The organism is Curtobacterium phyllosphaerae (assembly GCF_049341865.1).
In the GTDB taxonomy this organism is placed as follows: domain Bacteria; phylum Actinomycetota; class Actinomycetes; order Actinomycetales; family Microbacteriaceae; genus Curtobacterium; species Curtobacterium phyllosphaerae.
On the sequence record NZ_JBMPIU010000002.1, the window covers coordinates 216064 to 241022 of the forward strand.

Genomic DNA, 24959 nt, shown 5'->3' on the forward strand with positions numbered 1-24959 from the left:
CGCGGCCGGGCCTCATCCGATCGGGTGACCGCACTGTCCGATCGGACGACCCGGACGTCGACCCGGGCGAGCGGGATCACACCGACGGGCGATGTCCCGGCCCGGTCCCGTGCCCTTCCATGGGAGCATGCAGTTCTCCGTGCAGCCCGTCGTCGCGATGCTCCGTGCGCGCCCCCTCACCACGATCGTCGCGGTCGCCGGCACGGCGCTCGTCGTCGGGGCGACCGCCGTCAGTCGCGAGCCGGACCTGCACATGCCGATCGCGCCGCCCGTCGTCCTGGTCCTGACGGTCATCGCCTTCTGGTTCGCCGAGCGGGCCCTCGGGATCGTCACCACGCTCCTCGTGGCCGTCCTCGTCCCGGCGCTGGCGTCGCTCGCCTCGATCGGGGTGATCGCCGTCGGGAGCGCCGTCGGCGAGGCGCACGCCGACATCGCCAGCGGCGAACCGGTCTGGACGCCGTCGCTCGTCGCCGCGGCGCTGTTCGCCGCGACGGCGCCGCTCCTCCCGGCCGGCCGACGACGACACATCCGCGTCTCCCTGTGGACCGTGAGCCTCGTCATGGTGCTCTTCGCCGCCCACGCGTCGGACCTCGCGAGGCTGCTCGCCGTGACGATCGGTGCCCTCGTCGGCGCGGCGATCGGCCCGCGTGCGACCGTGACGCCCCGACGCCGGGTCCTCGGACGCGACACCTTCGCGGCGATCCAGGCGGCGGCGGGCCTCGGTGCGCTCGCGACGCTCGTCGTGCACGAACCGGACGGCGTGCTGTCGACCTGGGCGTTCGCGTTCCCGGACCGGCTCACCGTCTTCATCGCGATCCTGTTGCTCGTCTCAGCCGTGCTCATCGCCCGAGGACGGCGCTCCGGGCTGTTGCTCTCGATCGCGCTGCAGGTGCTGATCGCCGCGGTCCTCGCCACCCAGCTCGTGATCGACCCGATCCTCGACGACGACTTCCAGTGGGCGGGCGCGGACCCGGCGGTGATCGAGTGGCAGCTCACGCTCATCGCGGCGTGGACCGTGCCGGCCGCGGTCGCGATCGCCCTGGTCGTGTCCCGGCGTCGTCTGCTCCGCCGGGCGTTCCTCCCGCGCGACGACGACCACGGCGCCCTGCGTGAGCTGGTCCGCACGACGGATGCCGGTTCGATCGGCCACATGGGTCTCTGGCGCGGCAACGACGTCTGGTTCGTCCCGGACGGTTCCGGCGCGGTCGCCTTCCGCGTGGTCGGCGGGATGGCGATCACCGTGTCGGACCCGGCCTGTCAGGACGCCGACCGGGAGCGTGTGATCGGCGCGTTCGTCGCGCACTGCGAGCACAACGGGTGGGTCCCGGTGTTCTACAGCGTCCACGAGCACGTCCGCGACCTGCTGGACGCGGAGGGCTGGGCCTCCGCCCCGGTCGCCGCGGAAGCGGTCATCGACGCGCAGGAGTTCTCGCTCGCCGGCAAGCGCCGCCAGGACCTCCGGACGGCGACGAACCGGGCGGGCCGTGAAGGCATCCGAGCCGTCCGGACGACGTTCCGCGAGCTCAGCCCGGCGCACCGGGACGCGGTGGAGATGCTCTGCGTCCGTTGGGCCGACGGCCGGCAGCTCCCCGAGATGGGCTTCACGCTCGGGTCGGTCCGCGAACTCGACGACGAGGACGTCGCCCTCGTGCTCGCGGTCGACGACCGGAACGGCGGCCGGGTCCTCGCGGTGACGAGCTGGCTGCCGGTGTACCGCGGTGGGCAGCAGGTGGGCATCACCCTCGACGTCATGCGGCGCGCGGACGACGCGATGCCGGGCGTGGTCGAGTTCCTCATCGCCAGTGCCGTGCTCGCCGCCAAGGACGCCGGCCTGGCTGCCGTCAGCCTGTCGGGGACGCCGCTGATGACCGCGGACGACGACCGGCGGTCCTGGCACGACGTCGTCCTGCGCTGCGCTGCGCGAGCCCTCGAGCCGGTCTACGGCTTCAGGTCCCTCCGCCGGTTCAAGGACAAGTTCGAACCGCGGCACGAGACGCTCTGGATGGCGATCCCGTCCGCGGCCCACCTCCCGGCCGCGTCCGCGGCGATCGTCCGCGCCTACGTCCCGGACCTCCGCGTCCGACACGTCCTGCGCCTCACCCAGCGGCGGGCCGCCACGCGCGGACCGGAGGCGTCGGTCCTCGTCGGAGCACGAGGATGAGCCTCGACGACATCCCCGACGCACACGTCCGAGCGCGGCTCGGGTCCTTCCTCGCATCGTCCACCCGTCCGGTGGAGCGTGGGACCGTCGTGTGGTTCCTGCTCGGCGGTTCCCCAGCTCTCTCGCTGCGAGAAGCTGCCACGATCGCAGAGTCGGCGTTCGCCGGCGAGAGCGGCATCGGCGGCGGCGTCGAGACCGGATCCGGTGACGGTGCCGTCGCGGGCACCGCGGGTCGTGCGAGGTGATCGCCCGGCTCCTGCGCCTGGTCGACGAACTCTCGCCCGGACTCCGCGCGTACCTGTTCGACGACACGAGTCTCTGGGACTGAGGAATGATCCACTGGTTGTTCGGCACACGACTCGAGGTGCCGACGAAACTCGTCCCGGCGGACGTCGTCTTCGCGGTCCTGGTGCTGCTCGCCGTCCTGCTGCCGCTGCGGCGCCGTCCCGGGCGGCAGCTCCCGCTCCGGCCCGGGGCACGGCGGCGATCCGTCCTCGTCTCCGGCGTCGTCATCGCGGCCGGAGCACTCGTCGGACTCCTCGCGTGCTGGGTCGTCGGTGACCTCGCGAACGCGTTCGACACGCACCTGACCACGGTCACGCGGATGTGGGTCGCGTTCGCGTTCGCCGGCGTCGCGCTCGGGGTCCTCCGCGTCGTCACCGGGCCGGGCGTCGTGCCCCGGGTGATCGGGGGCGTGCTCATGGTCGTCGCCCTCGTCGTCTCCGGGCTCGGGATCAACGTCGACTACGCCGCCTACCCGACCATCAACGCCCTGCTGCAGAAGAACCCGTACCCGGACCTGCACCTCGGAGCGGAGCAGGCTGCCGACCCGACGGCCCGGGTCGTGTCGGGCACGGACTGGCACCCCCCGACGACGATGCCGCGGAAGGGTGTCGTGGGTTCCGTCGAGATCCCGGGCCGCGAGTCGGGGTTCCCCGCGCGACCCGCCGTCGTGTACCTGCCGCCGGCGGCGCGCACGGCCCACCCCCCGGTGCTGCCGGTGATCATCTCGCTGTCCGGGCAGCCGGGGACGCCGAGCGACATGTTCGCCGTCGGGCACCTCCCCGAGGTCCTCGACGCCTACGCCGCGCAGCACGGCGGCCTCGCACCGATCGTCGTCGCGGCGGACCAGCTGGCCGTCCCGGGGCACAACCCGATGTGCGTGGACTCGTCGGTGGGGCGGTCCGGGACCTACATCACCCAGGACGTCCCCGCCTGGATCACGGCGCACCTGAACGTCCCCACACCCGGACGGAACTGGGGCCTCGTCGGGTTCTCGCAGGGGGCGACCTGCACCATGCAGTTCCTCGCCGGACACCCGGACGAGTTCGCGGCGGGCCTCGCGATCTCGAGCCAGCTCGCCCCCATCGACCGCACACCGCAGAACAGTGCCGACGAGGCGTTCGGCGGTTCGCTCCGGCGCTGGCGGGCCGCAGCACCCGGTGCGCTCCTCAAGGCGCACGGCCCGTACCGGGACCACATGCTCATCCTGACGTCCGGCCAGAACGACGACGAGTTCACGAGGAACGCCCGCGCGCTCGAGCGGGACGCCCGTGGTGCCGGCATCCGGGTGCAGCGGGCCGAGGCACCCGGGAGCGGACACGACTGGAACACCGTCTTCTGGAGCCTCCAGCACGAGCTCCCCGCGATCGCGGACTTCCTCGGCACCCCCGCGTCCGCGCCGGCGTCCGGTGTGAGTCATGGTGGGACGGCCGCGCAGGGCGTCGTCGACCTCGCCTCCTCGTGGGTGCCGCCGGACGGGCTGCCGAAGGCCGGGCGGCTGCTCCATGAGGACATCCCCGGTACCGTCTCGCACTTCGCCGCCCGGCCCGGACTCGTGTGGCTCCCGCCGGCCGCCCTCGTCGCGCACCCGCCGCGGCTCCCGGTCGTCGTGCTGCTCTCCGGGCAGAGCCGCGATGCCGGACCGGACGACCTCGAGCGACTCGGGCACCTCGACACGACGATGAACGAGATCGCCGCCCTCGGTCGCGGTCTCGCCCCGATCGTCGTCGTCCCGGACCAGCTCGGGCAGTCGGACCACAACCCGATGTGCGTCGACGGTGCGCTCGGCAACAGCCTGACCTACCTGACCAGGGACGTCCCCGCCTGGGTCGCGGCGCACTACGCGGTGCAGACCGACCCGGCAGCGTGGACCATCGGCGGGTTCTCGCAGGGCGGCACGTGCGCGATCCAGATCGGGGCCGGCCACCCGGAGCGGTTCGAGCACCTCATCGACGTGTCCGGTGAGCGGGCGCCGTCCCTCGGCACGGTCGCCACGACGATCCGCGACGGCTTCGGCGGGAGCCGGGTGCGGTACGAGGCGGCGATCCCGGCGAACGAGCTCCACGCGCACGCGCCGTACGCCCACTCGGACGCGTACTTCGCCGTCGGCCAGGACGACGCGCGCTACGGGGCGGCGACGCCCGAGGTGGCATCGGCGGCCACGAAGGCGGGCATGCACGTCACCACGTGGGTCGTCCCCGGTGGCGGACACAGCTGGGGCACCGCCGCACCGGCCCTGGCGGCGGGGATGCAGTGGCTGCTCCCGAAGATCGGGCTCCGGGTCGGCTGACGCAGGACCGTCCGCCGGTGCCGGTCGACGATCACCCTCGTGGCGGCCGACATCGCCGCACCGATCGCGATGGCATCGTTCCCGGTGTGCGGGAGCGTGGACGTGCGGGCGTAGGACCACGACCTCGTCCGTCTCGACTTGGGCGGCAAGCGGGACTTCGGGACGTGGTTCAGCGCGCTGCCCGAGGCGGTCATCGGCATCCAGCTCATCCCGATGACCCCCGCGGCGGCGTCGTACATCGGCGGCACGGCCGGGGGCGGTGTGGACCACCTCTGTGCGCTCGTCGCAGCGGCGACCCCGATCGGGTACGGCGTGCAGTTCGGCGACGCCCTGCTCATGTACCGCTCCCTGGCCTCGGCCGCCGACGCCCGGACCGCGCTCGCCGCCGCGAGGACGCTGCCGGCACTCCCGACCCGCCCGACCCCATCGATCGAGATCGCACAACACGCCGCGTGGCAGGGGTCCGACGCGGCGTGTTCTGCGATCTCGACGAACCCGACGCGGCGTGTTCTGCGACCTCGACGAACCCGACGCGGGGTGTTCTGCGACCTCGACGACCCCGACGCGGCGTGTAGTGCGACCTCGACGACACCGGCGGGTCCGAGCCGCGTCAGACCCGCTCGTGCGCTCGCACCACCTCGCGCGCTCGCACCACCTCGCGCACCCCCAGGACGATCGCGGTCCCGACGAGCAGTACCGCCGCCGCCCGGATCGCCAGGATGGCCGCCCACCCGAGCACCCCGGTCGGGCCCGCGCCGATGAGCAGCAACGGGCTCGCCCCGACGGCCGTGACGACGACCAGCACGACCAGGAGTGTGATGCGGATGCGGCGGGCCGCGTGGGGTGACACCTCACGGCCGTGCGGCACCGGAGGCGTCCGACGGAACCAGAGCGCGAACGCGATCGCGAGCACGACCATCCCGCCGAACGAGCACGCGTTCTGGATCCAGTCGTACAGCGGATGCCCGATTAGGTCGCCACGGAGGAACGGCATGCGCGCCACGGACCACCCGTGCGCATGCGTGAAGGAGTCCCACGCGATGTGGCTGTACACGCCGACGATCAGGGTGCCGAGCGTCAGGGCCAGATCACCGACCCGGCCTGCGGGCGTCCGCGCGACGAACGCCCGCCACGAGGACGACGGGTCATCCCAGGCGGGTGGGAGCCGATCGTGCACGGCCCTCGGCTGGATCGCCGTCCACGCCCAGCGCAGGCCGAAGGTCCAGACGACGAGGGCGACGACCGCGACGGGGAGCGACACCGTCAGGGCACCGAGCGCGGAGTGGGTCACGCCGTACGGCGGCAGTGCCGGTACGAACAGCACGGCATCCGGTGCCATCGACCCCACGGCGAGGGCAGCCGCGGGGATCGGCGTCCGCCGGAACGGCAGCGCGACGATCGTGTGGCTCACGGTGAACGGCATGCTCGAAGGCTGGCACACGCGCCCTGACGAACACCCCCCGGTTCCCCGAGGAATCATCCGGACGACTGACCGGTCAGTGCTGGCAGTTCGGACACCAGTACGTGTCGCGCAGGCTCAGCTCCGTGTCGCCGAGCTGCCCGTGCTGGATCCGGGTCCGACACCGGAGACACGGCTTGCCCGCCCGGTTGTAGACCCAGAAGCGCTGTCCCGGCCGGGAGTTCCCGGTGGTGATCCGCTCGCTGCGGTCCCGGTTCGCCATGATGAGCCGCTTCGCGAGGTCGATCATCCGGACCGGGTCGGACACCTCGCTGACGGGTCGTGTCGGCAGCACCCCGCGGAGGTAGCAGAGCTCGGCGCGGTACACGTTGCCGAGGCCGGCGAGCACCCGTTGGTCGAGGAGCGCCAGCCCGACGGGACGCTCCGGCACCGCGAGGAGGTTCGCGAGCGCGAGGTCGGCGTCCCAGTCCGGTCCGAGCAGGTCCGGGCCGAGGTACCCGACGATGTCGTCCTCCTGGTCGCGCGGCACGACCTCGAGGATCCCGAGCGCGAACCCGACCGTCGACACCCCCTCCGCGTCGAGGATGCACCGCGCCTGGTGGGCCGGCCGGCGCCACCGGTCGCCGGGGGCGTACACGTCCCAGCGACCCTCCATCTTGAGGTGGGAGTGCACCGTCACGTCGCCGATCCGGTGCAGGATGTGCTTGCCCCGGGGGACGACCTCGTCGACCGTGCGGCCGACCAGGTCGAGCGTCGCGAACGCGGGCACCCGGAAGTCGCTGCGGGTCAGGACTCTTCCACCGAGTGCGGCCTGGAGGCGCGCAGCAGCCCGGTAGACGGTGTCACCTTCGGGCACCGGTCACCTCCGCCTGCCCTCGGAGGACGGTGTCACGCTCTGCTCGTCCGTTCGTGGCACCGGTCACCTCCGCCTGCCCTCGGCGGACGGTGTCACGCTCTGCTTGTCCGTTCGTGGCACCAGTCACCTCCCCGCCTCGCGCACAGCACTACACACGGAGGCGCAGCCCCTGCGGTGTGGCGGTGAACCCGGCGTCCCGGAGCAGGTCGCCGAGCGGCGTCTCGAGCACGAACGTGCCGTCCACCCGCTCGATCGCGAGCCGCCCGAGTCCGGAGCGCACGGTCGCGGCGATGCTCAGCGTGGCCGCCGTGAGTGCGGGCTCGTCGTCCGTGAACGTCAGCACGCTCTTCCCGCCGCGCTCGACGTAGACCGCGAGCACACCGTCGACGATCGTCACGAGCGCCCCGGCCTTGCGTCCGGGACGATGACCGCGGGTGGTGGTCGTACCCTCGGTCGGCTCGGCCCCGCCCGGCCACGGCAAGGCCGCGCCGAACGGGTTCGCCGGATCCGTCGCCGCGAGCGTGATCGCCGTCCGCGTGCGGTTCGGGTCGCTGTCCGCGCCGTCACCGTCCACGTCGCGCGAGAACGACCGGAGCCGGTCGACCGTCGGGCCGGTGGCGAACTGCGCCGCCCCGAGCCCCTCGACGAAGTAGCCGCGTCGGGCGCGCCCGCTCTCCTCGAACCGAGCGAGCACCCGGTAGACCCCTGCGAACCCGCCTCGGACGCCTTCGACCTGGACCGCACCGCGCGTGACGACCCCGTGCCGCTCGAGCAGCTGCTCGGCCATCGCCGCGGCGCGCACGGTCGGGTCCGGCTCGGCAAGGGGCAGCAGCGACCAGCGCCCACCGACCGTCGGTGGCCCGGACTGCGTCGGCAGGCTCGGACGGCGCCGACCGCGGAAGGCCCTGGTGCGCGGTGCGCTCGTCCTGGCCCGGCCCCCGATCGTCGCCCGCAGCGGCGCGAACGTGTCGTTCGTGATCTGTCCGGCCCAGACGAGGTCCCACAGCGCCGTGGTCAGCGCCTGGTCGTCGGTGCTCCCGACGGCCTGGGCGAGCTGCCGGAAGAAGTACGCGCCACCGCCGGCGAGCGAGGCGAGGACGTCGCGCTGGAGCTCCGTGGTCTCGGTGCCGGCCGGCTCCGCGAGCGTCGTCGGCGCCGTGTCCGCCAGGTGCAGGCACACCCAGCCGTCGTTCCCGGGGAGCGTCCCGCTGCCGGACCAGAGGACCTCGCCGGTGGCGGTCAGCTCGTCGAGCATCGCGGGGGAGTAGTCCGTGACCCGGGACGGCAGGACGAGCGACTCCCAGGCCGTCGCCGGGACCGCGACGCCCGCGAGCTGTTCGATGACCTGCAGGACGCCGTCGACGCCGCGCAGACCGCCGCGCGCGCCGAGCGTGTGCACGTGCTGCCAGGCCGGCAGGAACCGGGCGAGGGTCGCGGGGGCGACGGGCTCGACCTCGTGCCGGAGCGCAGCGAGCGACTTCGTCCGGATGCGCCGCAGGACCTCGGAGTCGCACCACTCGGCGCCCTGCCGGTCCGGCCGGAACTCGCCCTCGACGACACGGCGGTCGGCGACGAGCCGTCGCAGGGTGTCCTGGACGACCGCGACCCCGAGACCGAGTCGGTTGGCGGCGTCGTTCGCCGAGAACGGACCGTGCGACCGTGCGAACCGCCCGACGAGGTCGCCGAGGGGATCGGCGACGGGTTCCACGAACGCGGTCGGCACACCGATCGGTAGGGCGACGCCGAGGGCGTCGCGGAGTCGCGATGCGTCCTCGATCACGGCCCACCGCTTCGTGCCGCCGAAGGTGAACCCGAGGACGCGCCGGTCGCGCTCGAGCGCGGTGAGCACCGCCTCCAGTTCGGCTGCCGGACCGGCCGGCGGACGGGAGGCCCGAGCGCCGTCCGCCGGACCGGCGGCCGCGGCGCCGTCCCCGGGAGCGGCGGCCGCGGCGCCGTCCGCCGGGGCGAGCCAACTGCGCGCCACGGCTTCGTCGAGGTCGAGCGGCCCGACGAGCCGGAGGACGTCGACGAGGCCTTCGAGGTCGCGTGCACGACGGTCCGGCGAGAGGCGCTGCAGGTCGTTCTCGACGTCCGTGATCACCTGCGGGTCGAGCAGCTCCCGGAGCTCCGCTCGGCCGAGCAGCTCGCCGAGCAGTGTCGCGTCGAGGGACAGTGCCGCGGCACGACGTTCCGCGAGCGGGGTGTCGCCCTCGTACATGAACGCAGCGACGTACCCGAACAGCAGGGACCTGGCGAACGGGGACGCCTGCTCGGTCTGGGCCTCGACGATCCGGATCTCGCGGCGGGCGATCTCGTCGGCGATGCCGAGGAGCGCGGGCACGTCGTAGACGTCCTGCAGGACCTCGCGGACGGTCTCCAGGATGATCGGGAACGTCGGGTACTTCCGCGCGACGTCGAGGAGCTGCGACGCGCGCTGGCGCTGCTGCCAGAGCGGCGACCGGCGACCGGGGTCACGACGGGGCAGGAGGAGTGCCCGTGCGGCGCACTCCCGGAACCGCGCCGCGAAGAGCGCCGAGTTGCCGACCTGCTCCGTGACCAGGGCATCGAGGTCGTCGCGCTCGAAGACGAAGAGCTCGGAGCCCGGTGGTTCCGCGTCGGTCTCCGGGATCCGCACCACGATGCCGTCGTCGCTCGCCATCGCGCCGCCGTCGATCCCGTACCGCTCCGCGAGCCGAGCGCCGACCGCGAGCGCCCAGGGCGCGTGCACCTGCATGCCGAACGGGGAGTGCAGGATCATCCGCCAGTCGCCGAGCTCGTCGCGGAACCGCTCGACGACGAGTGTCGAGTCGGTCGGCACGTGCCCCGTGGCCTCGCGCTGCTCCCGGATGAACTGCAGCAGGTTGCGGACCGCGCGCTCGTCGAGGCCACTGTCCGAGACACGGGTCTCGGCGTCGGCGGGTGCCGCCGTGTCGAGCTCACGGACGTAGGCGCCCATCGCGCGCCCGAGCTCCGCCGGCCGGCCGATGCCGTCGCCCTTCCAGAACGGCACGCGCCCCGGCTGTCCGAACGCCGGGCTGACGAGCACCCGGTCGTGGGTGATGTCCTCGATCCGCCAGCTCGTCGCGCCGAGCGCGAAGACGTCGCCGACGCGGGACTCGTAGACCATCTCCTCGTCGAGTTCGCCGACGCGGGAGGCCTTCTCGCCGACCATGAACACACCGAACAGGCCGCGGTCCGGGATCGTGCCGCCGCTCGTGACGGCCAACCGCTGTGCACCCGGTCGACCGGTCAGCGTGTTGTGCACACGGTCCCAGACGAGCCGCGGACGGAGCTCGGCGAACTCGTCGCTCGGGTACCGACCGGCGACCAGGTCGAGGGTGGCGTCGAACGCCGATCGGGGGAGGCACGCGAACGGTGCGCTCCGCCGGACGACCTCGAACCAGTGGTCGGCGTCGAGGACGTCGAGCGCCACCGCGGCGACCGTCTGCTGCGCGAGGACGTCGAGTGGGTTCGCGGGGACCGAGATGGCCTCGATCGAGCCGTCGACCATGCGCGCGACGACGACCGCCGAGTGCAGGAGGTCCGCGCGGTGCTTCGGGAAGAGCACGCCGCGGGAGATCTCCCCGACCTGGTGGCCGGCGCGACCGACGCGCTGCAGGCCGCTGGCGACGGACGGCGGCGCCTCGACCTGGATGACGAGGTCGACCTCGCCCATGTCGATCCCGAGTTCGAGCGAACTCGTGGCGACGACGCAGCGGAGCCGTCCGGACTTGAGGTCGTCCTCGATGATCGCCCGTTGGTCCTTCGAGACCGAGCCGTGGTGTGCCCGCGCGAGCACGTTCGCGACGTCCGGGCCGCCGCCGCCCCCGGTCTGACCGGACGCGCCGATGACCTGCGCGGGCGGTCGTCGGTTCGTCCCGCGACCGTCGTCCGACTCGGTCGAGGACTCGTCGAGGTCGGTGGTGGGGGCCCCGACGGCGATGAGGGCGGTCTCGGACTCGGCCGCGATGCCGGCGCGTTCCTCGTGGATCTCGTTGAGCCGCGCCGTCAGCCGTTCTGCGAGTCGGCGGGAGTTCGCGAACACGATCGTCGACCGGTGCGCCTCGACCAGGTCGACGACGGACTCCTCGACGTGGGGCCAGATGGAGCCGTTCGTCGGGCTCGCGCCGGGGTCGTCGCCCGCTGCCGGTGCGCCGAGCTCGGACATGTCGTCCACGGGCACCACGACCCGCAGGTCGAAGGTCTTCTGGGCGGGTGGGGCGATGACGTCGACGGGGGCGCGACCGCCGAGGAACCGCGCGACCTCCTCCGCCGGACGCACCGTGGCGGAGAGCCCGATGCGCTGCACGGGACGGCCGAGCAGGTCGTCGAGCCGTTCGAGCGACAGCGCGAGGTGCGCACCGCGCTTCGAGGAGGCGACGGCGTGGACCTCGTCGATGATCACGGTGTCGACGTTCGCGAGGGTCTCCCGGGCCGACGACGTCAGCATCAGGTAGAGCGACTCCGGTGTCGTGATGAGGATGTCCGGTGGGGTGCGCTGGAGCTGCCGGCGGTCCGAGGTCGGGGTGTCGCCGCTCCGGACGCCGACGGTGACGTCCGGCGGCTCGAGGCCCATCCGCCGGGCGGTCTGGGTGATCCCGACGAGGGGGCTCCGGAGGTTCCGCTCGACGTCGACCCCGAGTGCCTTGAGCGGCGAGATGTACAGGACGCGGGTCCGCTGTCCGGCCGGCGGGTGCTCCGTCGTCCCGATGAGCTTGTCGATCGACCAGAGGAACGAGGCGAGGGTCTTGCCGGAACCGGTCGGGGCGATGACGAGGGCGTGGCGGCCGGTGGAGATGGCGTCCCACGCTCCGGACTGCGCCGGCGTGGGCGCGGTGAACGCGCCGCGGAACCATGCCGCAGTGGCCGGCGAGAAGCGTTCGAGCACATCCGTCATGGGCGTCCCACTATGCCCGTCGCCACCGACAGCGGCCGGTGCGGCGCGGAGATGCGACGCGGAGTGCCCTGAACCACGCACTCCGCGCCGCTGCCTCCGGCGGTTCCCATGTCGCCGCGGCACGTGCAGGGGCAGTCTGTGCACCCCCCACGTCGACGACGATACGGATCGTCGGCCTCCGCGAGAACCCCCTTGACGCGGTGGGGACGGAGGCGCTAGACGGACCGTTCGGTAGACCCGTCAGGCCTCGTCGCTCGGCACGGTGTCCGCGTCGGCGGGTTCGGGGACGAGGTGCAGGCCCTGGTTCGAGTTCGCCGCCGCCGTGAGTGCGAGGATCCACGCCCGGTTGATCTTCGGCGGTCGCGACCCGAAGTACTTGAAGAAGAGCGGTATCGACGGGTCCAGCCAGATGCTGCTCCGTCCGTCACCCACGGACGAGTCGTCGCGCCACGAGAACAACAGGCTCTCGCGCCTGCGGAGCTTCGCGACGATGACGACGCTGAGGTGCGCCAACGTCCGGTCGTCGAACCCGATCTCGACGACGTTCGTGCCGTACACGAGTTTGCCCATGTGATCCCTCGGCCGTCCCTGTGCTGGCCGAGCCCCCTCGGTCATGTGTACAGGTCGGCGGCACCCTGCACAAACGAATTCCCGACGGACGTTGACAACCGATCTGTAGCGATCTATCGTTGACCCATCGCGATACGCCAGTGAGCGTCGCGATGCTCCGGCACACCACACACGTCCCTGCCGCAGCCCATCGATCCTGACAACGAAACGGAGATCATCATGCATCCCATGTATGACGACGAACGCGGCCGGCGTGGCCGCATCACCCCGCGCGGCCCGCGCTTCGGCGGCGGTCGCGAACACCACGGCTTCGGTGCCCCGGACGCTGACTCGCACGACGAGCACACCGGTCGCGGCGGCCGCGGCCACGGCGGCCCCGGTGGTCGCGGCGGCTTCGGCGGTCGCGGCTTCGGCGGCCCGGGCTTCGGCCCTGGCGGGTTCGGCCCGGGCTTCGCGCCGGGGTTCGGCTTCGGGCGGGAAGGCCGCCGCGCACGTCGCGGCGACGTCCGCCTCGCGATCCTGAGCCTCCTCGGCGACGGGCCGGCCAACGGCTACGCGCTCATCAAGTCCATCGCCGAGCGCACCGGTGGCGCGTGGCGGCCGAGCCCCGGCTCGGTCTACCCCACGCTCCAGCAACTCGTCGACGAAGGGCTCATCGTCGCCTCCGGTGACGACGGTCGCTCGACCTACGACCTCACCGACGCCGGTCGAGCCGAGGTCGAGGCCCGCGCCGACGACATCGCGACGGCGTGGAACTCCTCGCCGGGTGCGACAGACGCCCAGCAGGGCTTCGTGGAGAGCCTGCAGAAGCTCTTCGGGGTGCTGCACATGTACCGCTCGACGGCCACGGACCCCCAGCGCGCTGCGGCCACCGAGAAGCTCGACCAGCTCCGACGCGAGCTGCTGCAGATCCTGGCCGACTAGTCCGGCCGGGCCGCACGGCCGCACGGCCGTCCGGAACGCCGTTCGATCTCCGGATCGGGCGGCGTTCCGGCGTTCCGTCGTTCCGTCGTTCCGGCATTCCGGACGGGAGGCGCGGCTCAGGCCCCGAGGAACCGGTGCACGTCCGCCAGCTCCTCGGTCGCCACCCCGTGACCGAGTCCGGCGTAGGTACGGTCGGTGACCGCGGTGTGCGCCGCGGCCCAGGCCGAGGTCCTCGCGGTGGCGGCGGGCGGGATCACCGGGTCACGGTCACCGTGCCCGATGAACAGTCGCGGACGAGCGGCGGCGACGGCGTCGTCGCGGTGGTCGGCACCCGGCACGACGAACCCGGACAGGCTCACCACCGCCTCGAACGCGGTCGGCCGTGCACGCAGCGCCTGGACGGCCATCGATCCGCCCTGGGAGAACCCGAGGAGCGCGACGCGGCCGTGCGCGGGCGCGACGGTGTCCAGCCAGGTGAGCACCGCCTCCACGGCGTCGTCCACAGCCGTCGGATCGGGCGCGCCCGGCGTGGAGAGCGGGTACCACGCGTGTCCCGGGCCGTGGGGCAGGGGCGCCCGGGGCGAGGCGAGCGCCCAGCTCGGCGGGAGCCCCGGTGCCAGTCCCATCAGGTCATGCTCGTCCGAGCCGACACCATGCAGGAGCACGAGCAGCGGGGTGTCGCCGCGGGCGTCCTCCGGGCGGGACCACCGGACGAGCGCGGGGTCGATGACGGGCATCCGACAACGGTAGTCGACGCCCCGACCCCGTGCGGGCGGGTGCGGCGCACACCGGCAACGTCCAGGGCGACTGGTAAGAACGGTCCATGGCCTCGACCCGTACCCCCGACCCCGACTCCGGCTGGTTGTCCGACGAGGAGCTCGCCTCCATCCGCCGGCGACTCCCGATCGCGTACGTCGAGGCGATCCCCGTCCGCACCGACGGTCTCGGGGTGGTGACCGAGGTCGGCGTGCTGCTCCGGGTCGCTCCGAGCGGGTCGATCGCCCGCACGCTCGTGTCCGGACGCGTGATGTTCGGCGAGTCCATCCGGAACGCGTTGTTCCGGCACCTCGAGAAGGACCTCGGTCCGATGGCGTTCCCGCAGCTCCCGGCGAGCCCGACCCCGTTCACCGTCGCGGAGTACTTCCCGCTCCCGGGAGCATCGGTGTTCACCGACGAGCGGCAGCACGCGATCTCCCTGGCCTACGTCGTGCCGGTGACCGGGACGTGCGAGCCTCGGCAGGACGCGCTCGAGTTGACCTGGATGAGCCCGATGGAGGCGGCCAGCGAGGCCGTCGCGGACGAGATGGAGGGCGGCCGGGGCAGTCTCATGCGTGCCGGGCTCGCGTCCGTCGGGGCCCTCATGTGACGCATCCCGCACCCGACGCACGACGAAGCCCCCGGCACCAGACGGTGCACGGGGGCTTCGCGGTGTCGGGACCGAGTCCCGGAACCGATCGTGATCAGTTCTTGAAGCTGTCGCCGACGCCCTTGGCCGCGTCCTTGACGTCCGAGACGCCCTGCTTGGCCGACGCCTTGGCCTGGTCGGTCTGGCCCTCGGCCTTGAGGCGGTCGTTGCCGGTGAGGTTGCCGACGGCTTCCTTGGCCTTGCCGACGAGCTTCTCGCCGGTGTTCTTGGTGTCATCCGATGCACTCATACGCAACTCCTCTGCTCAGCGAACGTGTCCGTCCGGACCGAGTCGACGACCCGGACTGGACCCGAGGGTACCGGCGCGGCTCGACCCACTCTCAGCAGATGTTCGGGCAAGCCCACCCAGGTCGCGCCCTATGATCGGCGCGGGGGGACGGCGGCGCGCGCCGATGCTCCGAGCACAGGGGAGATGCATCATGAACACCGTCCACCGCGCCGTCCTGGGCGTTGCCGCGACCGTGGCGATCGCCGTCGGGATCGTCGCACCCGCCACCGCGTACGCGTCGCCGGGCAGCGCGCACACCACGACCCCGTCGACGCCGAGCGTCGCCGACCAGGACGCCGCCGCGGACAGCGTGATGGGCTCCTCGATGACGAAGGCCGCCGCACTGTCCGCCGCAGCCGCCGTCTCCGCCCCGGCCGGCGTCCCCGGGTTCGACGTCAGCACGTTCCAGGGGCGCACGCCCGCGTTCGGCACCGCGTACGCGAACGGGGCACGGTTCGTGTTCGTCAAGGCCACGGACGGCACGCCGGGCACCGCCGCCAGCGGAAACCCGACCGGCAGCGTCGCCGACCACCGCGTCCAGCAGACGTCCGACGCCAAGTCGGCCGGACTGCTCGTCGGCAACTACCACTACTCGCGGCCGTTCTACTCGTCGGGCCCGACCCAGGCGTCGTTCTTCCTCGCGAACGCACCCGCGTGGCAGAACGACGGCAAGTCGCTGCCCCCGGTCCTCGACATGGAGGTGACGACGAACCCGACCAAGGAGGGCGGGACCCGCTGCTGGGGCCTGTCGCAGGCCGACATGGTGTCGTGGATCCAGGGCTACGTCGCCACGATCGTCGCCGCGGAGGGCGTGCAACCGCTCATCTACACGAACCAGGACTTCTGGAACACCTGCACGGGCAACAGCACGGCGTTCCCGCACGACCGGTTGTTCGTCGCGTACTACCCGACGACCACGACGAACACCCCGGTCGCACCGACCGGGCTCGGTCCGTGGGCGTTCTGGCAGTGGTCGCAGACGGAGTCGCCGTTCCCCGGGGACCAGGACGTCTTCAACGGCACCCTCGCGCAGCTCCAGGCGCTCACCGCCCGGAACGGCAGCGCCGTGGGACGCCTCGCCGGCGCGGACGCCTACGCCACGGCCGCCTCGATCGCCGGCAGCGCGTTCACCCCGGCCGTGTCGATCCCCACGGGCGACGCGACCACACCCGGCTCGATCCCGCTCGCGTACGTCGCCACCCGTGCGAACTACCCCGATGCCCTGAGCGGTGCCGCGGCTGCCGGGTTCCAGGACGCCCCGGTGCTGCTCACCGACCCGGGGACGCTGCCCGCCCCGACGATCGCGGAGCTCGCGCAGCTGAACCCGAAGCGGATCGTCGTGCTCGGCGGGCCGAACGCCGTGTCGGACAGCGTGCTCGGTCAGCTCCGCTCGCCCGCCACGGGGACCGCGCCGACGAGCGTCACCCGCATCGCCGGCACCGACCGGTTCGACACGTCGGCCCTGGCATCGGCGGCGTTCCCGGTCGGCGGCACGGTGTACCTCGCGACCGGCACGAACTTCCCGGACGCGCTCGCCGGTGCTGCCGTGGCCGCGGGTGCCGCCGCCGACAGCGCGGGCGGCGCGCAGGCGGGTGCGATGCTGCTCGTCCGACCGGACGTCGTCCCCGACCAGGTGGTGACGGCACTCCAGCGCCTCGAGCCGACGAGGGTCGTGGTCCTCGGCGGCACCACCGCGGTGAACGACTCCGTCGTCGCGCAGGTGCGCACGATCCTCGGCGCGGACGAACGGATCGACCGCTGGTTCGGCGCCGACCGGTTCGAGACCTCGGCGGTCATCGCACAGCAGGCGTTCGGGACGTCGACGGTCCCGGCGGCGTTCCTCGCGACGGGCGTCACGTTCCCGGACGCCCTCGCCGGTGCCCCGGTCGCCGGGCACTTCGGCGGACCCGTGCTCCTCGTCCGGAACGACGTCGTGCCCGATCCGGTGCGGGCGGAGCTGGGGGCGCTGCGGCCCGCGGGCACGGTCGTCCTCGGCGGGCCGATCGCGATCGACGGGAGCGTCGAGGCCGGTCTCGGCTAGCCCCCGACGCACGACGCCGACGCACGACGCTGGCCCCCGACGCACGACGAAGGGCCCCGCACGGGTGTGCGGGGCCCTTCGTCGTGCCGACGGCCGGAGCCGCCCGGGGTCAGCGCCCGGCGGGACGGGAGGCGCGACGCGAGCCGCCCGCGCCGCCGCCGGAACGACGGGGACGGTCGTCCGAGTCCTTCCAGGGCTGCGCCGGCTGCCCGGTCTCGGACGAGTAGATGCGTGCCGAGCCGCCGCGCGTGGTCGGAGCCTGCGCACGGCGGCCGCCGCCGGCGCCACCGCGACCGCCCTCGGAACCGCGACGGGCGTTGCCGCCCTGTGCCGCGCCTCCCGAACGGTGTCCGGCGGCGTCGCCACCGCGGCCGCCGGCGCGCACACCGTCGCGCTGGCCCTCGCGGACCGGCGCGGCGGAGGCTCCGGCAGCACCGCGGGCACCGCGGCCGCCACGACGTCGGCCGGAGGATTCACCCTCGGCGCGCTGCCGCGGCTGGTTCTGCTGCTGCGGTGCCGCCTCGGCGACGTGGCGGACCGGGGCGATCTCACCGACGAGCGTGTTCACCGGCGCGGAGTTCGCGGTGACCTGCCGCGGGCGGGCGCCGATCGACGCCTTCTTGAGCATCTGCGCGACGTCGCGGCGCTGCTCGGGGAGCACGACCGTGACGACGTCACCGGCCGAACCGGCACGCGCGGTGCGGCCCGAGCGGTGCAGGTACGCCTTGTGCTCGGTCGGCGGGTCGACGTGCACGACGAGCTCGACGCCGTCGACGTGGACACCGCGGGCGGCGACGTCGGTCGCGACGAGGACGAGCGCGTCACCCGAGGTGAACCGGGCGAGGTTCCGGTCGCGCTGCGGCTGCGACAGGTTGCCCTGCAGGTCGACGGCGGGGATGCCGGCCGCGGAGAGGGACTTCGCGAGGCGCTTGGCGTGGTGCTTCGTGCGCATGAACATGATGCGGCGGCCGTTGCCGGACGCCAGCTTCTGGACGAGGTCCTTCTTGTCGTCGGCGCCGGACACCTCGTAGATGTGGTGCGTCATCTGGTCGACGTGGCTCGAGGCGTCGTCGACCGAGTGCATCACGGGGGTGTGCAGGAACTGCTTGACGACCTTGTCCACGCCGTTGTCGAGCGTGGCGGAGAACAGCAGGCGCTGGCCCTGCTCCGGCGTCGCCCGCATGATGCGCGTGACGACCGGGAGGAATCCGAGGTCGGCCATGTGGTCGGCCTCGTCGAGGACCGTCGCCTGGATGGCGTCGAGCTTGACGTGGCCCTGCTTCATGAGGTCGTCGAGGCGGCCGGGGCACGCGACGACGATGTCCACGCCGCGCGAGACGGCGTCGACCTGGCGGCCCTGCGAGACGCCACCGAAGATGACGGTCGTGGTGAGGCCCATGGCGGCGGCGAGCGGCGCGAGGACCGCGTCGATCTGCGTCGCGAGCTCACGGGTCGGCGCGAGGACGAGGGCACGAGGGTGTCCGCCACGCCGCTTGTTGCCGTCGGCGGCGAGCCGCGCGACGAGGGGGATCGCGAACGCGAGGGTCTTGCCGGAGCCGGTGCGGCCGCGGCCGAGGACGTCCTTGCCCCGGAGCGTGTCGGGGAGCGTGTCGACCTGGATCGGGAACGCCGAGGTCTTGCCCTGCTCGGCGAGGACGCGGGCCATGGGTGCGGGGACGCCGAGGTCGGCGAAGCTGACGCCGGAGGTGTCGGAGTCGGAGGAGATGCCGTGCGAGGGCGCGGCGGAGATGGTCGAGGTCACGAGTGGCCTTTCGAGTGCGCGCAGATCTGTGGCCTGCGCGGAGCGGGATCGTCGGCGCGGGTGCGCGGACGATGTCGCCGCAGAGAGCCTGGCACGGCCTGTTCGGAGCAGGCATGCTGATACGCATCGATCCGGTGCCGGTTCATGGCACGTGGATCGGGAGAGTTTCGGGGCGTCCGTACGACGCACGAGGTGACGAGATCACCTCGAGTGGTTCCATACTACGGCCTGGAGGCCCGTGGGCGCCACCGCGCGCCGCTCGCCGTGGGCGGACGCGGACCACCGCACCGGCTGCCGGAGGTGCGAGGATGGCGGGCGTGCGCCGCTCCCGAGGACCCGTGACGACCCTCCTCGCCGTGCTCGTCGGAGGCCTCGTCGGCACCGCGCTCACGGGGTGTTCGTCCGCGCAGGTCGAGGACCCGGCGTGGCTCGCACCGCCGACGACGGGGGTGCCGGACTACCAGCTCGGCGGCGCGTACCCACCCGCCGCGGGCGTCACCGTCGTGACCCGGGACAGCACGGCCGAGCCCGCCCGCGGCGTGTACGACATCTGCTACGTCAACGGGTTCCAGACGCAGCCCGGGTCCTCGGCGTGGACGGGGCACGACGACCTCCTCCTGCACCGGGCATCGGGCGCACGGTTCGTCGACCCCGGGTGGCCCGACGAGACCCTGCTCGACATCTCGACCGCGGCCAAGCGGACGGCGATCGCCCGGGTGCTCCGGCCGACGCTGGAGCGCTGCTCAGAGCGGGGGTTCCAGGCCGTGGAGTTCGACAACCTCGACTCGTGGACGCGTTCGCACGGGCTGCTCGATCGTGCGGACGCGGTGGCGATGGCCTCGGTGTTCGTCGACGACGCGCACCGGCTCGGGATGGCGGTCGGGCAGAAGAACACGCCCCAGCTCGGCGCTCGTGGCAGGTCGATCGGGTTCGACTTCGCGGTCGCCGAGGAGTGCATGCAGTACGACGAGTGCGGCGCCTACACGAAGGTCTACGGCCGGCACGTCATCGACATCGAGTACACGGACGAGCTCCGGCAGCCGTGGTCCGAGGTCTGCGCGTCGTCGGAGCGGCCGGCGATGACGATCCTCCGCGACCGGGACCTGCAGCCGCCGACCAGTTCCGCCTACCACTTCGAGCACTGCTGAGCGTCGGCCCCGGCCCGGCCCTGGCCCCGGCCCCTGTCGGCCGAGCATGCACGAACCTGGAGTCCGGCGGCCGCTGCACCCCGGGTCTGCGCATTCTCGACGGGTCTGCGCATCCTCGACGGCGGACTCGGCCGACCCGGCCCGGCGGACCCTGCCCGCGGGGGAGGCCCTCAGGTCGGCCAGGTGTCCCGGAGCGCCGTGACCGCCTGGTCCAGGGACAGGCCGGCGGCATGCGCCTCGGCATGGAAGGCACGTGCGGCGTCGACGACGTGCGCCGGCACCTCCGCAGGACGGACCACCCGTGTGCCGCCACCCCGTGCCGTGGAGACGAGACCGGCCTCCTCGAGGAGGGTGTAGGCCCGCGCGATCGTCCCCGGTGCCAGCCCCAGGTCCGTCGCGAGCCCGCGGACACTCGGCAGGCGGACACCGTCGACCAGGTACCCGGCGGTGATCTGCGCCGCGATCTGCGACCGGACCTGCTCGTACGGCGGGATGCGTCCGCCCGCGTCGATGGCGACGAGCTGACCGGTGCTGCTCACGATGTCCTCCGGACCTGGAAGTCGTACTGCTCGCCGACCGGGATCGCGGTGTCCACGGTGTTCCCGGGCGGGGCGAGCGGGCACGCCCACGCCGGGTCGTACGCGCACGAGGGGTTGTAGGCGAAGTTGAAGTCGATCACGAGCCGCCCGTCGGTCCCCCCGAGGTCGGCGCCCTTGATGGTGTCGAGCAGGTACCGTCCGCCGCCGTACGTGCCCCGGGCCTTCCCGGCGCTGGCGTCCTTGACCGGCACGAACACGCCGCCGCCGTAGCCGTTGTGCGCCCACACGTCGAGGCTGCCGACCGCCGGGACCCGCACGATGCCGACCCGGTCGAACGAGACGACCCCGTCGGTGCCGGTCGGGACGTCGAGGTGCGCCGGGTCGGCGTCCTCGATCGGGACCTCGAACCGCCACCGGGGGTCGTAGGTCGGCACGGGCAGCGAGACGAAGTCCGCGGCGTCCGCGGGGAGGAGCGGACTCGCCGGGTGGTCGGCGAACATCGCGTCCCGGGACTCCCGCCACAGCGCATGGGCGGCCTCGGGATCCGACGTGCTCCGGACCCGCCGGTACAGGTCGAACGTCGTGCGGCGCCAGTCGACGGTCGCGAGGGTCGTCGCGATCCGCTCGGCGGCAGGCGCGGGGTCGGCGGTCGCGGTCGTCTCGCTCACACGGAGGAGGCTACGCCCGCCCGGTGCGACACGCGAGGACGTGGGGCGACACGCGAGGACACGGTGCGACACGCGAGGACCCGGTCCGGGACGCACGGCTCGGCTGCGCGCCGCGGCGATCGCTGTCGTGTCCGGCAGGCGTCGGCGCGTCCGTCAGGCGACCTGACCGTCAGGCGTCGATCCGCCAGCTCGGGGCGAGTGCGCGCATCCGGAACGCACGCCACTGCCACACGACCCAGAGTCCCGGCCACAGCGCGACCCCGAGGGCGGCCGGTCGCATCCGGTAGGTCAGCCGGTCGCGGAGGAGGGTCCGTCCGTCGGGGAGGGCCGTCGCGGCCATCCGGTGCCGCATGTCCATCCGCGCGAAGAGCCCGGAGGTGCCACCGCCGCCGTCCTGCTGCACCGGGATCCCGTCGAGCGTGCGCGTGGAGATGTCGACGTGGGTGGCGCCGCTCGGGATCAGCCCGAAGGCGTCGGCGCGGACGGGGTGCGGGTCGCCGTCCGTCCAGCGCCGCGGGAAGCCGTCCGGCGCGAGCGAGGAGTACACGAGCATCGGCTCGGTCACGGCGATCATCACCCGGGGGCTGCGGAGGGCGTCGCGGACGACGTCGACGGGGGCGTCGAGGACGATGCGGAGTCCGACGTGCATGGCGGCGACGCTACGCGTCGCGCCTGGGGCCGCGGATGGGAGGCGCGGTTCGGCTGTCCGCGGTCAGGCGTGCCGACCGGAGTGCCGCCCCTCGGCGCGGCTGCCCGCCTTCCGGTCCGACGCCGCCAGCCGCTCCCGGAGCGCGAGCCGCACCGTGGGCCACTCGCTGTCGATGATCGAGAACACCACGGTGTCGCGCCGTGAGCCGTCCGGACCCGTGCGGTGGTTCCGGAGGACGCCGTCCTGCTTCGCGCCGAGCGCAGCGATCGCCGCCCGCGAGGACTGGTTGTGCCAGTGCGTCCGGAACTCCACCGCGATGCACTCCCACTCCTCGAACGCGTGCGTCAGGAGCAGGAGCTTCGCCTCGGTGTTGATGCCGGTGCGCTGGGCGGACGCAGCGAGGAACGTCGTGCCGATCTCGACCCGGTCGTGGACTGTGTCGATGTTCATGAAGGTCGTCATCCCGACCACCCGCCCGGTGGACCGGTCGCGGACGGCGAACGGCACCATGGTCCCCGCTGCGTGCTCGGCGAGGACCCGGTCGATCTCGCCCTCGACCTCGGCGGGACGGGGGACGTTCGTGTACCAGGTGCGCCAGAGGTCGCCGTCCGCCACCGCTGCCCGGAGGTCCTGCGCGTGCTCCTGGCCCAGGGGCTCGAGGGTCACGCGGTCGCCGTTCAGGGTGGGGATCGGGGCGATGTCCATCCTCGAATCGTATCCGGCCGCGGCTAGGGTGTCGGGGTGCGTGCGCGAGGGCAGACGAAGTACCAGGTGCGGTTCGGATGGGGTGCCGCCGGCGCAGCACGGATCGCCCGGGACGCCCACCTCCTGGTCTGGGTCGACGTCCTCCCGACCGCGGACGCGCGCGTCGCCGCCGGGCTCCTGCCCGACGGGCCGGAGGTCGTGCTCGCGGGTCTGGCGGACGCGGCCCTCGTCGCGGACCGGGTGCTGCGCCTCCAGGCCGAGCGGGGTGACCGCTGCGTCGTCGCGATCGTGGCCGCGGGGATCGACGAGGGCGCGGTCGGCGGCGGCGCCGTCGACCCGACGCTCGAGGGGGCGGGGGAGTCGGTTGCCGACCAGGCGAGTGCACCCGACTTCGCGGTCGAGGACCTGCTCGCCGCCGGCGCCGTCGTCGACGCGCTCGCCGAGCGGGGGATCGACGCCACGTCGCCCGAGGCCGCGGCCGCGCACGCCGCGCACGCGGGACTGCGGCGAGCCGTCCGGCACCTCGTGACGGCGTCGGTGAGCGCGACGATGCTCGACGCGGTCGGACGCCACGACCAGGTGGTCGCGGCGCTCGCCGCGGTGCCCGGCGAGCTGCGCGTGCTCCGGGTCCGACGTGCACCGCGGGAACAGACCCACCGCGCGTAGCGTTCGACCGGACGACGGCCCCGTCGAGCGGGCCGCAGAGCACCTGGAGGAACCATGCAAGCCGTCGCGAACGGAACCGTCATCGCCGAGGCCCCGGAAGAGGACCTCATCCAGATCGAGGGCAACTGGTACTTCCCGCCGGCGAGCGTGAACGCGGACCTGCTGTCGAAGACCGACACCCCGTACCACTGCCCGTGGAAGGGTGACACCCAGTACTTCACGGTCCAGGCCGGCGACCAGGAGTTCGTCGACGCGGCGTGGTCGTACCCGGAGCCGATCCCGAGCTCGTTCGACCGCGTCGGCAAGGACTACAGCGGCTACGTCGCGTTCTGGAAGGGCGTCGAGGTCACCGGGTGACCGCACGCGCGGGGCGCGGCCTGGTGGGACGGCCCGGGGTCCTCACCCCGCGAACGTCTGGACGACCAGGACCACGTTCAGCGCGACGATGACGAGTGCGACCGCCGTGGCGACGATGCGTGTCGGCACGGCGTTCGCGTCATCGCCCATCACGCTCCGACGGGACGTGTAGACGACCAGCGGGACCACGGCGAACGCGATCCCGAACGACAGCACGACCTGGCTCCCGACCAGGAGCATCGTCGGGTCGAGTCCAGCTGCGAGCAGGACCAACGCCGGCACGAGCGTCACGAGCCGGCGTGCGGCGAGCGGGAACCGGACGTGCAGCAGTCCGCGCATGATCTCGGCGCCGGCCATGCAGCCGACCGACGTCGACGCCAGTCCTGACGCGAGGAGCCCCACCGAGAACAACACGCCGACGACCGGGCCGAGGTTCGCCGCGATGGCGTGCTGCGCCCCGACGATCGTGTCGGTGGACCCGACCCCCTGGAGCGTCGCGGCGGCGAGCACGAGCATGCAGATGTTCACACCACCGGCGACGACGAGGGCCAGCCCGACGTCCCACCGCGTGGCGCGCAGCACGCGTCGACGATCCGGGCCGGGTGGCGTGTCGCCGTGCCGGTCGCGGCTCAGCGCCGAGTGCAGGTAGACCGCGTGCGGCATGACCGTCGCCCCGAGCATCGACGCGGCGAGCACGACGGAGCCGGAGCCCTCGAACCGCGGGACGAGCCCGGCGAGCATCGCACTCGGCGACGGGTCGGTGAACAGCAGCCCCGCACAGAACCCCACGGTGAGGATCGCGAGCATCCCGGTGACGACGACCTCGAACGATCGCGCACCCCGTCGGGACTGCACGATGAGCACGAGCATCGAGACGGCCCCGGTGACGACGCCCCCGGCGAGCAGGGGCAGCCCGAACAGCAGGTGGAGGGCGAGCGCGCCACCGATGACCTCGGCGACGTCGGTGGCCGCGGCGACCACCTCGGCCTGGCTCCAGAACGCGAGCCGGACCGATCGCCGGAGGCGCAGGCCGAGGAGTTCCGGCAACGACCTGCCGGTGACGATCCCGAGCTTCGCCGACAGGTACTGGACGACGACCGCGCTCGCGTTGGCAGCGACGAGCACCCAGAGGAGCAGGTACCCGTAACGGACCCCGGCGGTGAGGTTCGCGGCGACGTTCCCGGGGTCGACGTACGCGATCGCGGCGACGAAGGCCGGTCCGAGCAGTGTCAGGCCGCGTGCTCGGCGTCCCGGAGCGGCGCCGGGTCCGGCGCGGACGGCACCGGCGCGGTCGGTCATGGACTCAGCGTGCCACAGTGTCCGACGGCAC

General features: G+C 73.1%; 21 protein-coding genes. 9 read left to right on the forward strand and 12 right to left on the reverse strand.

The window, feature by feature from the left end; all coding sequences use genetic code 11:
* The first annotated feature begins 127 nt into the window (after positions 1-127).
* The 3 genes from ACO0E0_RS04195 (at position 128) to ACO0E0_RS04205 (ending at position 4733) form a co-directional block, all read left to right on the forward strand.
* Complete coding sequence (locus ACO0E0_RS04195; protein ID WP_422870148.1) at positions 128-2161, forward strand: bifunctional lysylphosphatidylglycerol flippase/synthetase MprF; 2034 nt, start codon at positions 128-130, stop codon at positions 2159-2161.
* Positions 2158-2406: a hypothetical protein gene (locus ACO0E0_RS04200; RefSeq protein ID WP_422870149.1), complete on the forward strand. Its 249-nt coding sequence runs from the start codon at positions 2158-2160 to the stop codon at positions 2404-2406. The genes ACO0E0_RS04195 and ACO0E0_RS04200 overlap by 4 nt, the downstream gene beginning before the upstream one ends.
* Before the next feature lie 86 nt (positions 2407-2492).
* Positions 2493-4733 (forward strand): alpha/beta hydrolase, encoded by a 2241-nt coding sequence (locus tag ACO0E0_RS04205; RefSeq protein ID WP_422870150.1) that lies wholly within the window; start codon positions 2493-2495, stop codon positions 4731-4733.
* Positions 4734-5343: 610 nt separating this feature from the next.
* On the opposite strand, the gene ACO0E0_RS04210 is transcribed toward ACO0E0_RS04205, so the two are convergent.
* The 4 genes from ACO0E0_RS04210 to ACO0E0_RS04225 all read right to left on the reverse strand — a co-directional run bounded on the left by ACO0E0_RS04210 (position 5344) and on the right by ACO0E0_RS04225 (position 12476).
* A complete protein-coding gene (locus tag ACO0E0_RS04210) occupies positions 5344-6156 on the reverse strand; it encodes a DUF4184 family protein (protein WP_422870151.1) in 813 nt (270 codons plus the stop codon).
* A 73-nt stretch (positions 6157-6229) separates the two neighbouring features.
* Positions 6230-7009: a DNA-formamidopyrimidine glycosylase family protein gene (locus ACO0E0_RS04215; protein ID WP_422870152.1), complete on the reverse strand. Its 780-nt coding sequence runs from the start codon at positions 7007-7009 to the stop codon at positions 6230-6232.
* Between the two features lie 148 nt (positions 7010-7157).
* The gene (locus tag ACO0E0_RS04220) at positions 7158-11906 is read right to left on the reverse strand and encodes an Lhr family ATP-dependent helicase (RefSeq protein ID WP_422870153.1); all 4749 of its coding nucleotides are present in this window, start codon (positions 11904-11906) and stop codon (positions 7158-7160) included.
* A gap of 240 nt (positions 11907-12146) precedes the next feature.
* Positions 12147-12476, reverse strand: a complete 330-nt coding sequence (locus ACO0E0_RS04225; RefSeq protein WP_422870154.1) for a DUF7882 family protein — start codon at positions 12474-12476, stop codon at positions 12147-12149.
* 219 nt (positions 12477-12695) lie between these two features.
* On the opposite strand from ACO0E0_RS04225, the gene ACO0E0_RS04230 reads away from it, so the two are divergent.
* Positions 12696-13400: a PadR family transcriptional regulator gene (locus tag ACO0E0_RS04230; RefSeq protein ID WP_422870155.1), complete on the forward strand. Its 705-nt coding sequence runs from the start codon at positions 12696-12698 to the stop codon at positions 13398-13400.
* Positions 13401-13516: 116 nt separating this feature from the next.
* Here ACO0E0_RS04230 and ACO0E0_RS04235 read toward each other — a convergent pair whose 3' ends face one another.
* Entirely contained in the window at positions 13517-14137 is a 621-nt protein-coding gene (locus tag ACO0E0_RS04235) for an alpha/beta hydrolase (protein WP_422870156.1), read from the reverse strand.
* Between the two features lie 86 nt (positions 14138-14223).
* Here ACO0E0_RS04235 and ACO0E0_RS04240 point away from each other — a divergent pair, with 86 nt between their 5' ends.
* The gene (locus ACO0E0_RS04240) at positions 14224-14766 is read left to right on the forward strand and encodes an NUDIX hydrolase family protein (RefSeq protein ID WP_422870157.1); all 543 of its coding nucleotides are present in this window, start codon (positions 14224-14226) and stop codon (positions 14764-14766) included.
* Positions 14767-14860: 94 nt separating this feature from the next.
* On the opposite strand, the gene ACO0E0_RS04245 is transcribed toward ACO0E0_RS04240, so the two are convergent.
* Positions 14861-15055: a CsbD family protein gene (locus ACO0E0_RS04245; RefSeq protein WP_422870158.1), complete on the reverse strand. Its 195-nt coding sequence runs from the start codon at positions 15053-15055 to the stop codon at positions 14861-14863.
* A gap of 190 nt (positions 15056-15245) precedes the next feature.
* Between ACO0E0_RS04245 and ACO0E0_RS04250 the strand changes: the two genes are divergently transcribed.
* The gene (locus ACO0E0_RS04250; protein ID WP_422870159.1) at positions 15246-17135 is read left to right on the forward strand and encodes a cell wall-binding repeat-containing protein; all 1890 of its coding nucleotides are present in this window, start codon (positions 15246-15248) and stop codon (positions 17133-17135) included.
* Positions 17136-17244: 109 nt separating this feature from the next.
* Here the strand turns inward: ACO0E0_RS04250 and ACO0E0_RS04255 are convergent, their stop codons facing one another.
* Positions 17245-18801 carry a DEAD/DEAH box helicase gene (locus ACO0E0_RS04255; RefSeq protein ID WP_422870446.1) on the reverse strand — a complete coding sequence of 519 codons (1557 nt, stop codon included), beginning with the start codon at positions 18799-18801 and terminating at the stop codon, positions 17245-17247.
* Between the two features lie 404 nt (positions 18802-19205).
* Between ACO0E0_RS04255 and ACO0E0_RS04260 the strand changes: the two genes are divergently transcribed.
* Positions 19206-20045, forward strand: coding sequence for an endo alpha-1,4 polygalactosaminidase (locus tag ACO0E0_RS04260; protein ID WP_422870160.1), 840 nt, complete (start codon positions 19206-19208; stop codon positions 20043-20045).
* A 170-nt stretch (positions 20046-20215) separates the two neighbouring features.
* Here ACO0E0_RS04260 and ACO0E0_RS04265 read toward each other — a convergent pair whose 3' ends face one another.
* From ACO0E0_RS04265 to ACO0E0_RS04280, 4 genes are all read right to left on the reverse strand, one after another.
* Positions 20216-20584, reverse strand: a complete 369-nt coding sequence (locus tag ACO0E0_RS04265) for a GntR family transcriptional regulator (protein WP_422870161.1) — start codon at positions 20582-20584, stop codon at positions 20216-20218.
* The gene (locus ACO0E0_RS04270) at positions 20581-21252 is read right to left on the reverse strand and encodes a DUF1684 domain-containing protein (RefSeq protein WP_422870162.1); all 672 of its coding nucleotides are present in this window, start codon (positions 21250-21252) and stop codon (positions 20581-20583) included. The genes ACO0E0_RS04265 and ACO0E0_RS04270 overlap by 4 nt, the downstream gene beginning before the upstream one ends.
* A 169-nt stretch (positions 21253-21421) precedes the next feature.
* Positions 21422-21901, reverse strand: a complete 480-nt coding sequence (locus tag ACO0E0_RS04275; protein ID WP_422870163.1) for a hypothetical protein — start codon at positions 21899-21901, stop codon at positions 21422-21424.
* A 63-nt stretch (positions 21902-21964) separates the two neighbouring features.
* Positions 21965-22606, reverse strand: a complete 642-nt coding sequence (locus ACO0E0_RS04280; protein WP_422870164.1) for a GNAT family N-acetyltransferase — start codon at positions 22604-22606, stop codon at positions 21965-21967.
* 36 nt (positions 22607-22642) lie between these two features.
* On the opposite strand from ACO0E0_RS04280, the gene ACO0E0_RS04285 reads away from it, so the two are divergent.
* Together ACO0E0_RS04285 and ACO0E0_RS04290 are read left to right on the forward strand one after the other, a co-directional pair.
* Positions 22643-23272 (forward strand): hypothetical protein, encoded by a 630-nt coding sequence (locus ACO0E0_RS04285; protein ID WP_422870165.1) that lies wholly within the window; start codon positions 22643-22645, stop codon positions 23270-23272.
* A 54-nt stretch (positions 23273-23326) separates the two neighbouring features.
* A complete protein-coding gene (locus ACO0E0_RS04290) occupies positions 23327-23629 on the forward strand; it encodes a DUF427 domain-containing protein (protein ID WP_422870166.1) in 303 nt (100 codons plus the stop codon).
* A gap of 42 nt (positions 23630-23671) precedes the next feature.
* On the opposite strand, the gene ACO0E0_RS04295 is transcribed toward ACO0E0_RS04290, so the two are convergent.
* Positions 23672-24928, reverse strand: a complete 1257-nt coding sequence (locus ACO0E0_RS04295) for an Nramp family divalent metal transporter (RefSeq protein ID WP_422870167.1) — start codon at positions 24926-24928, stop codon at positions 23672-23674.
* Positions 24929-24959: the final 31 nt, after the last annotated feature.

Coding starts and splice junctions, on each gene's coding strand:
- ACO0E0_RS04195 (WP_422870148.1), top strand. CDS start 128: ATGCAGTTCTCCGTGCAGCCCGTCGTCGCGATGCTCCGTGCGCGCCCC.
- ACO0E0_RS04230 (WP_422870155.1), top strand. CDS start 12,696: ATGCATCCCATGTATGACGACGAACGCGGCCGGCGTGGCCGCATCACC.
- ACO0E0_RS04280 (WP_422870164.1), bottom strand. CDS start 22,606: ATGGACATCGCCCCGATCCCCACCCTGAACGGCGACCGCGTGACCCTC.
- ACO0E0_RS04295 (WP_422870167.1), bottom strand. CDS start 24,928: ATGACCGACCGCGCCGGTGCCGTCCGCGCCGGACCCGGCGCCGCTCCG.
- ACO0E0_RS04290 (WP_422870166.1), top strand. CDS start 23,327: ATGCAAGCCGTCGCGAACGGAACCGTCATCGCCGAGGCCCCGGAAGAG.
- ACO0E0_RS04250 (WP_422870159.1), top strand. CDS start 15,246: ATGAACACCGTCCACCGCGCCGTCCTGGGCGTTGCCGCGACCGTGGCG.
- ACO0E0_RS04255 (WP_422870446.1), bottom strand. CDS start 18,801: ATGGCCCGCGTCCTCGCCGAGCAGGGCAAGACCTCGGCGTTCCCGATC.
- ACO0E0_RS04260 (WP_422870160.1), top strand. CDS start 19,206: ATGGCGGGCGTGCGCCGCTCCCGAGGACCCGTGACGACCCTCCTCGCC.
- ACO0E0_RS04245 (WP_422870158.1), bottom strand. CDS start 15,055: ATGAGTGCATCGGATGACACCAAGAACACCGGCGAGAAGCTCGTCGGC.
- ACO0E0_RS04205 (WP_422870150.1), top strand. CDS start 2,493: ATGATCCACTGGTTGTTCGGCACACGACTCGAGGTGCCGACGAAACTC.
- ACO0E0_RS04235 (WP_422870156.1), bottom strand. CDS start 14,137: ATGCCCGTCATCGACCCCGCGCTCGTCCGGTGGTCCCGCCCGGAGGAC.
- ACO0E0_RS04225 (WP_422870154.1), bottom strand. CDS start 12,476: ATGGGCAAACTCGTGTACGGCACGAACGTCGTCGAGATCGGGTTCGAC.
- ACO0E0_RS04240 (WP_422870157.1), top strand. CDS start 14,224: ATGGCCTCGACCCGTACCCCCGACCCCGACTCCGGCTGGTTGTCCGAC.
- ACO0E0_RS04220 (WP_422870153.1), bottom strand. CDS start 11,906: ATGACGGATGTGCTCGAACGCTTCTCGCCGGCCACTGCGGCATGGTTC.
- ACO0E0_RS04200 (WP_422870149.1), top strand. CDS start 2,158: ATGAGCCTCGACGACATCCCCGACGCACACGTCCGAGCGCGGCTCGGG.
- ACO0E0_RS04210 (WP_422870151.1), bottom strand. CDS start 6,156: ATGCCGTTCACCGTGAGCCACACGATCGTCGCGCTGCCGTTCCGGCGG.
- ACO0E0_RS04275 (WP_422870163.1), bottom strand. CDS start 21,901: ATGCACGTCGGACTCCGCATCGTCCTCGACGCCCCCGTCGACGTCGTC.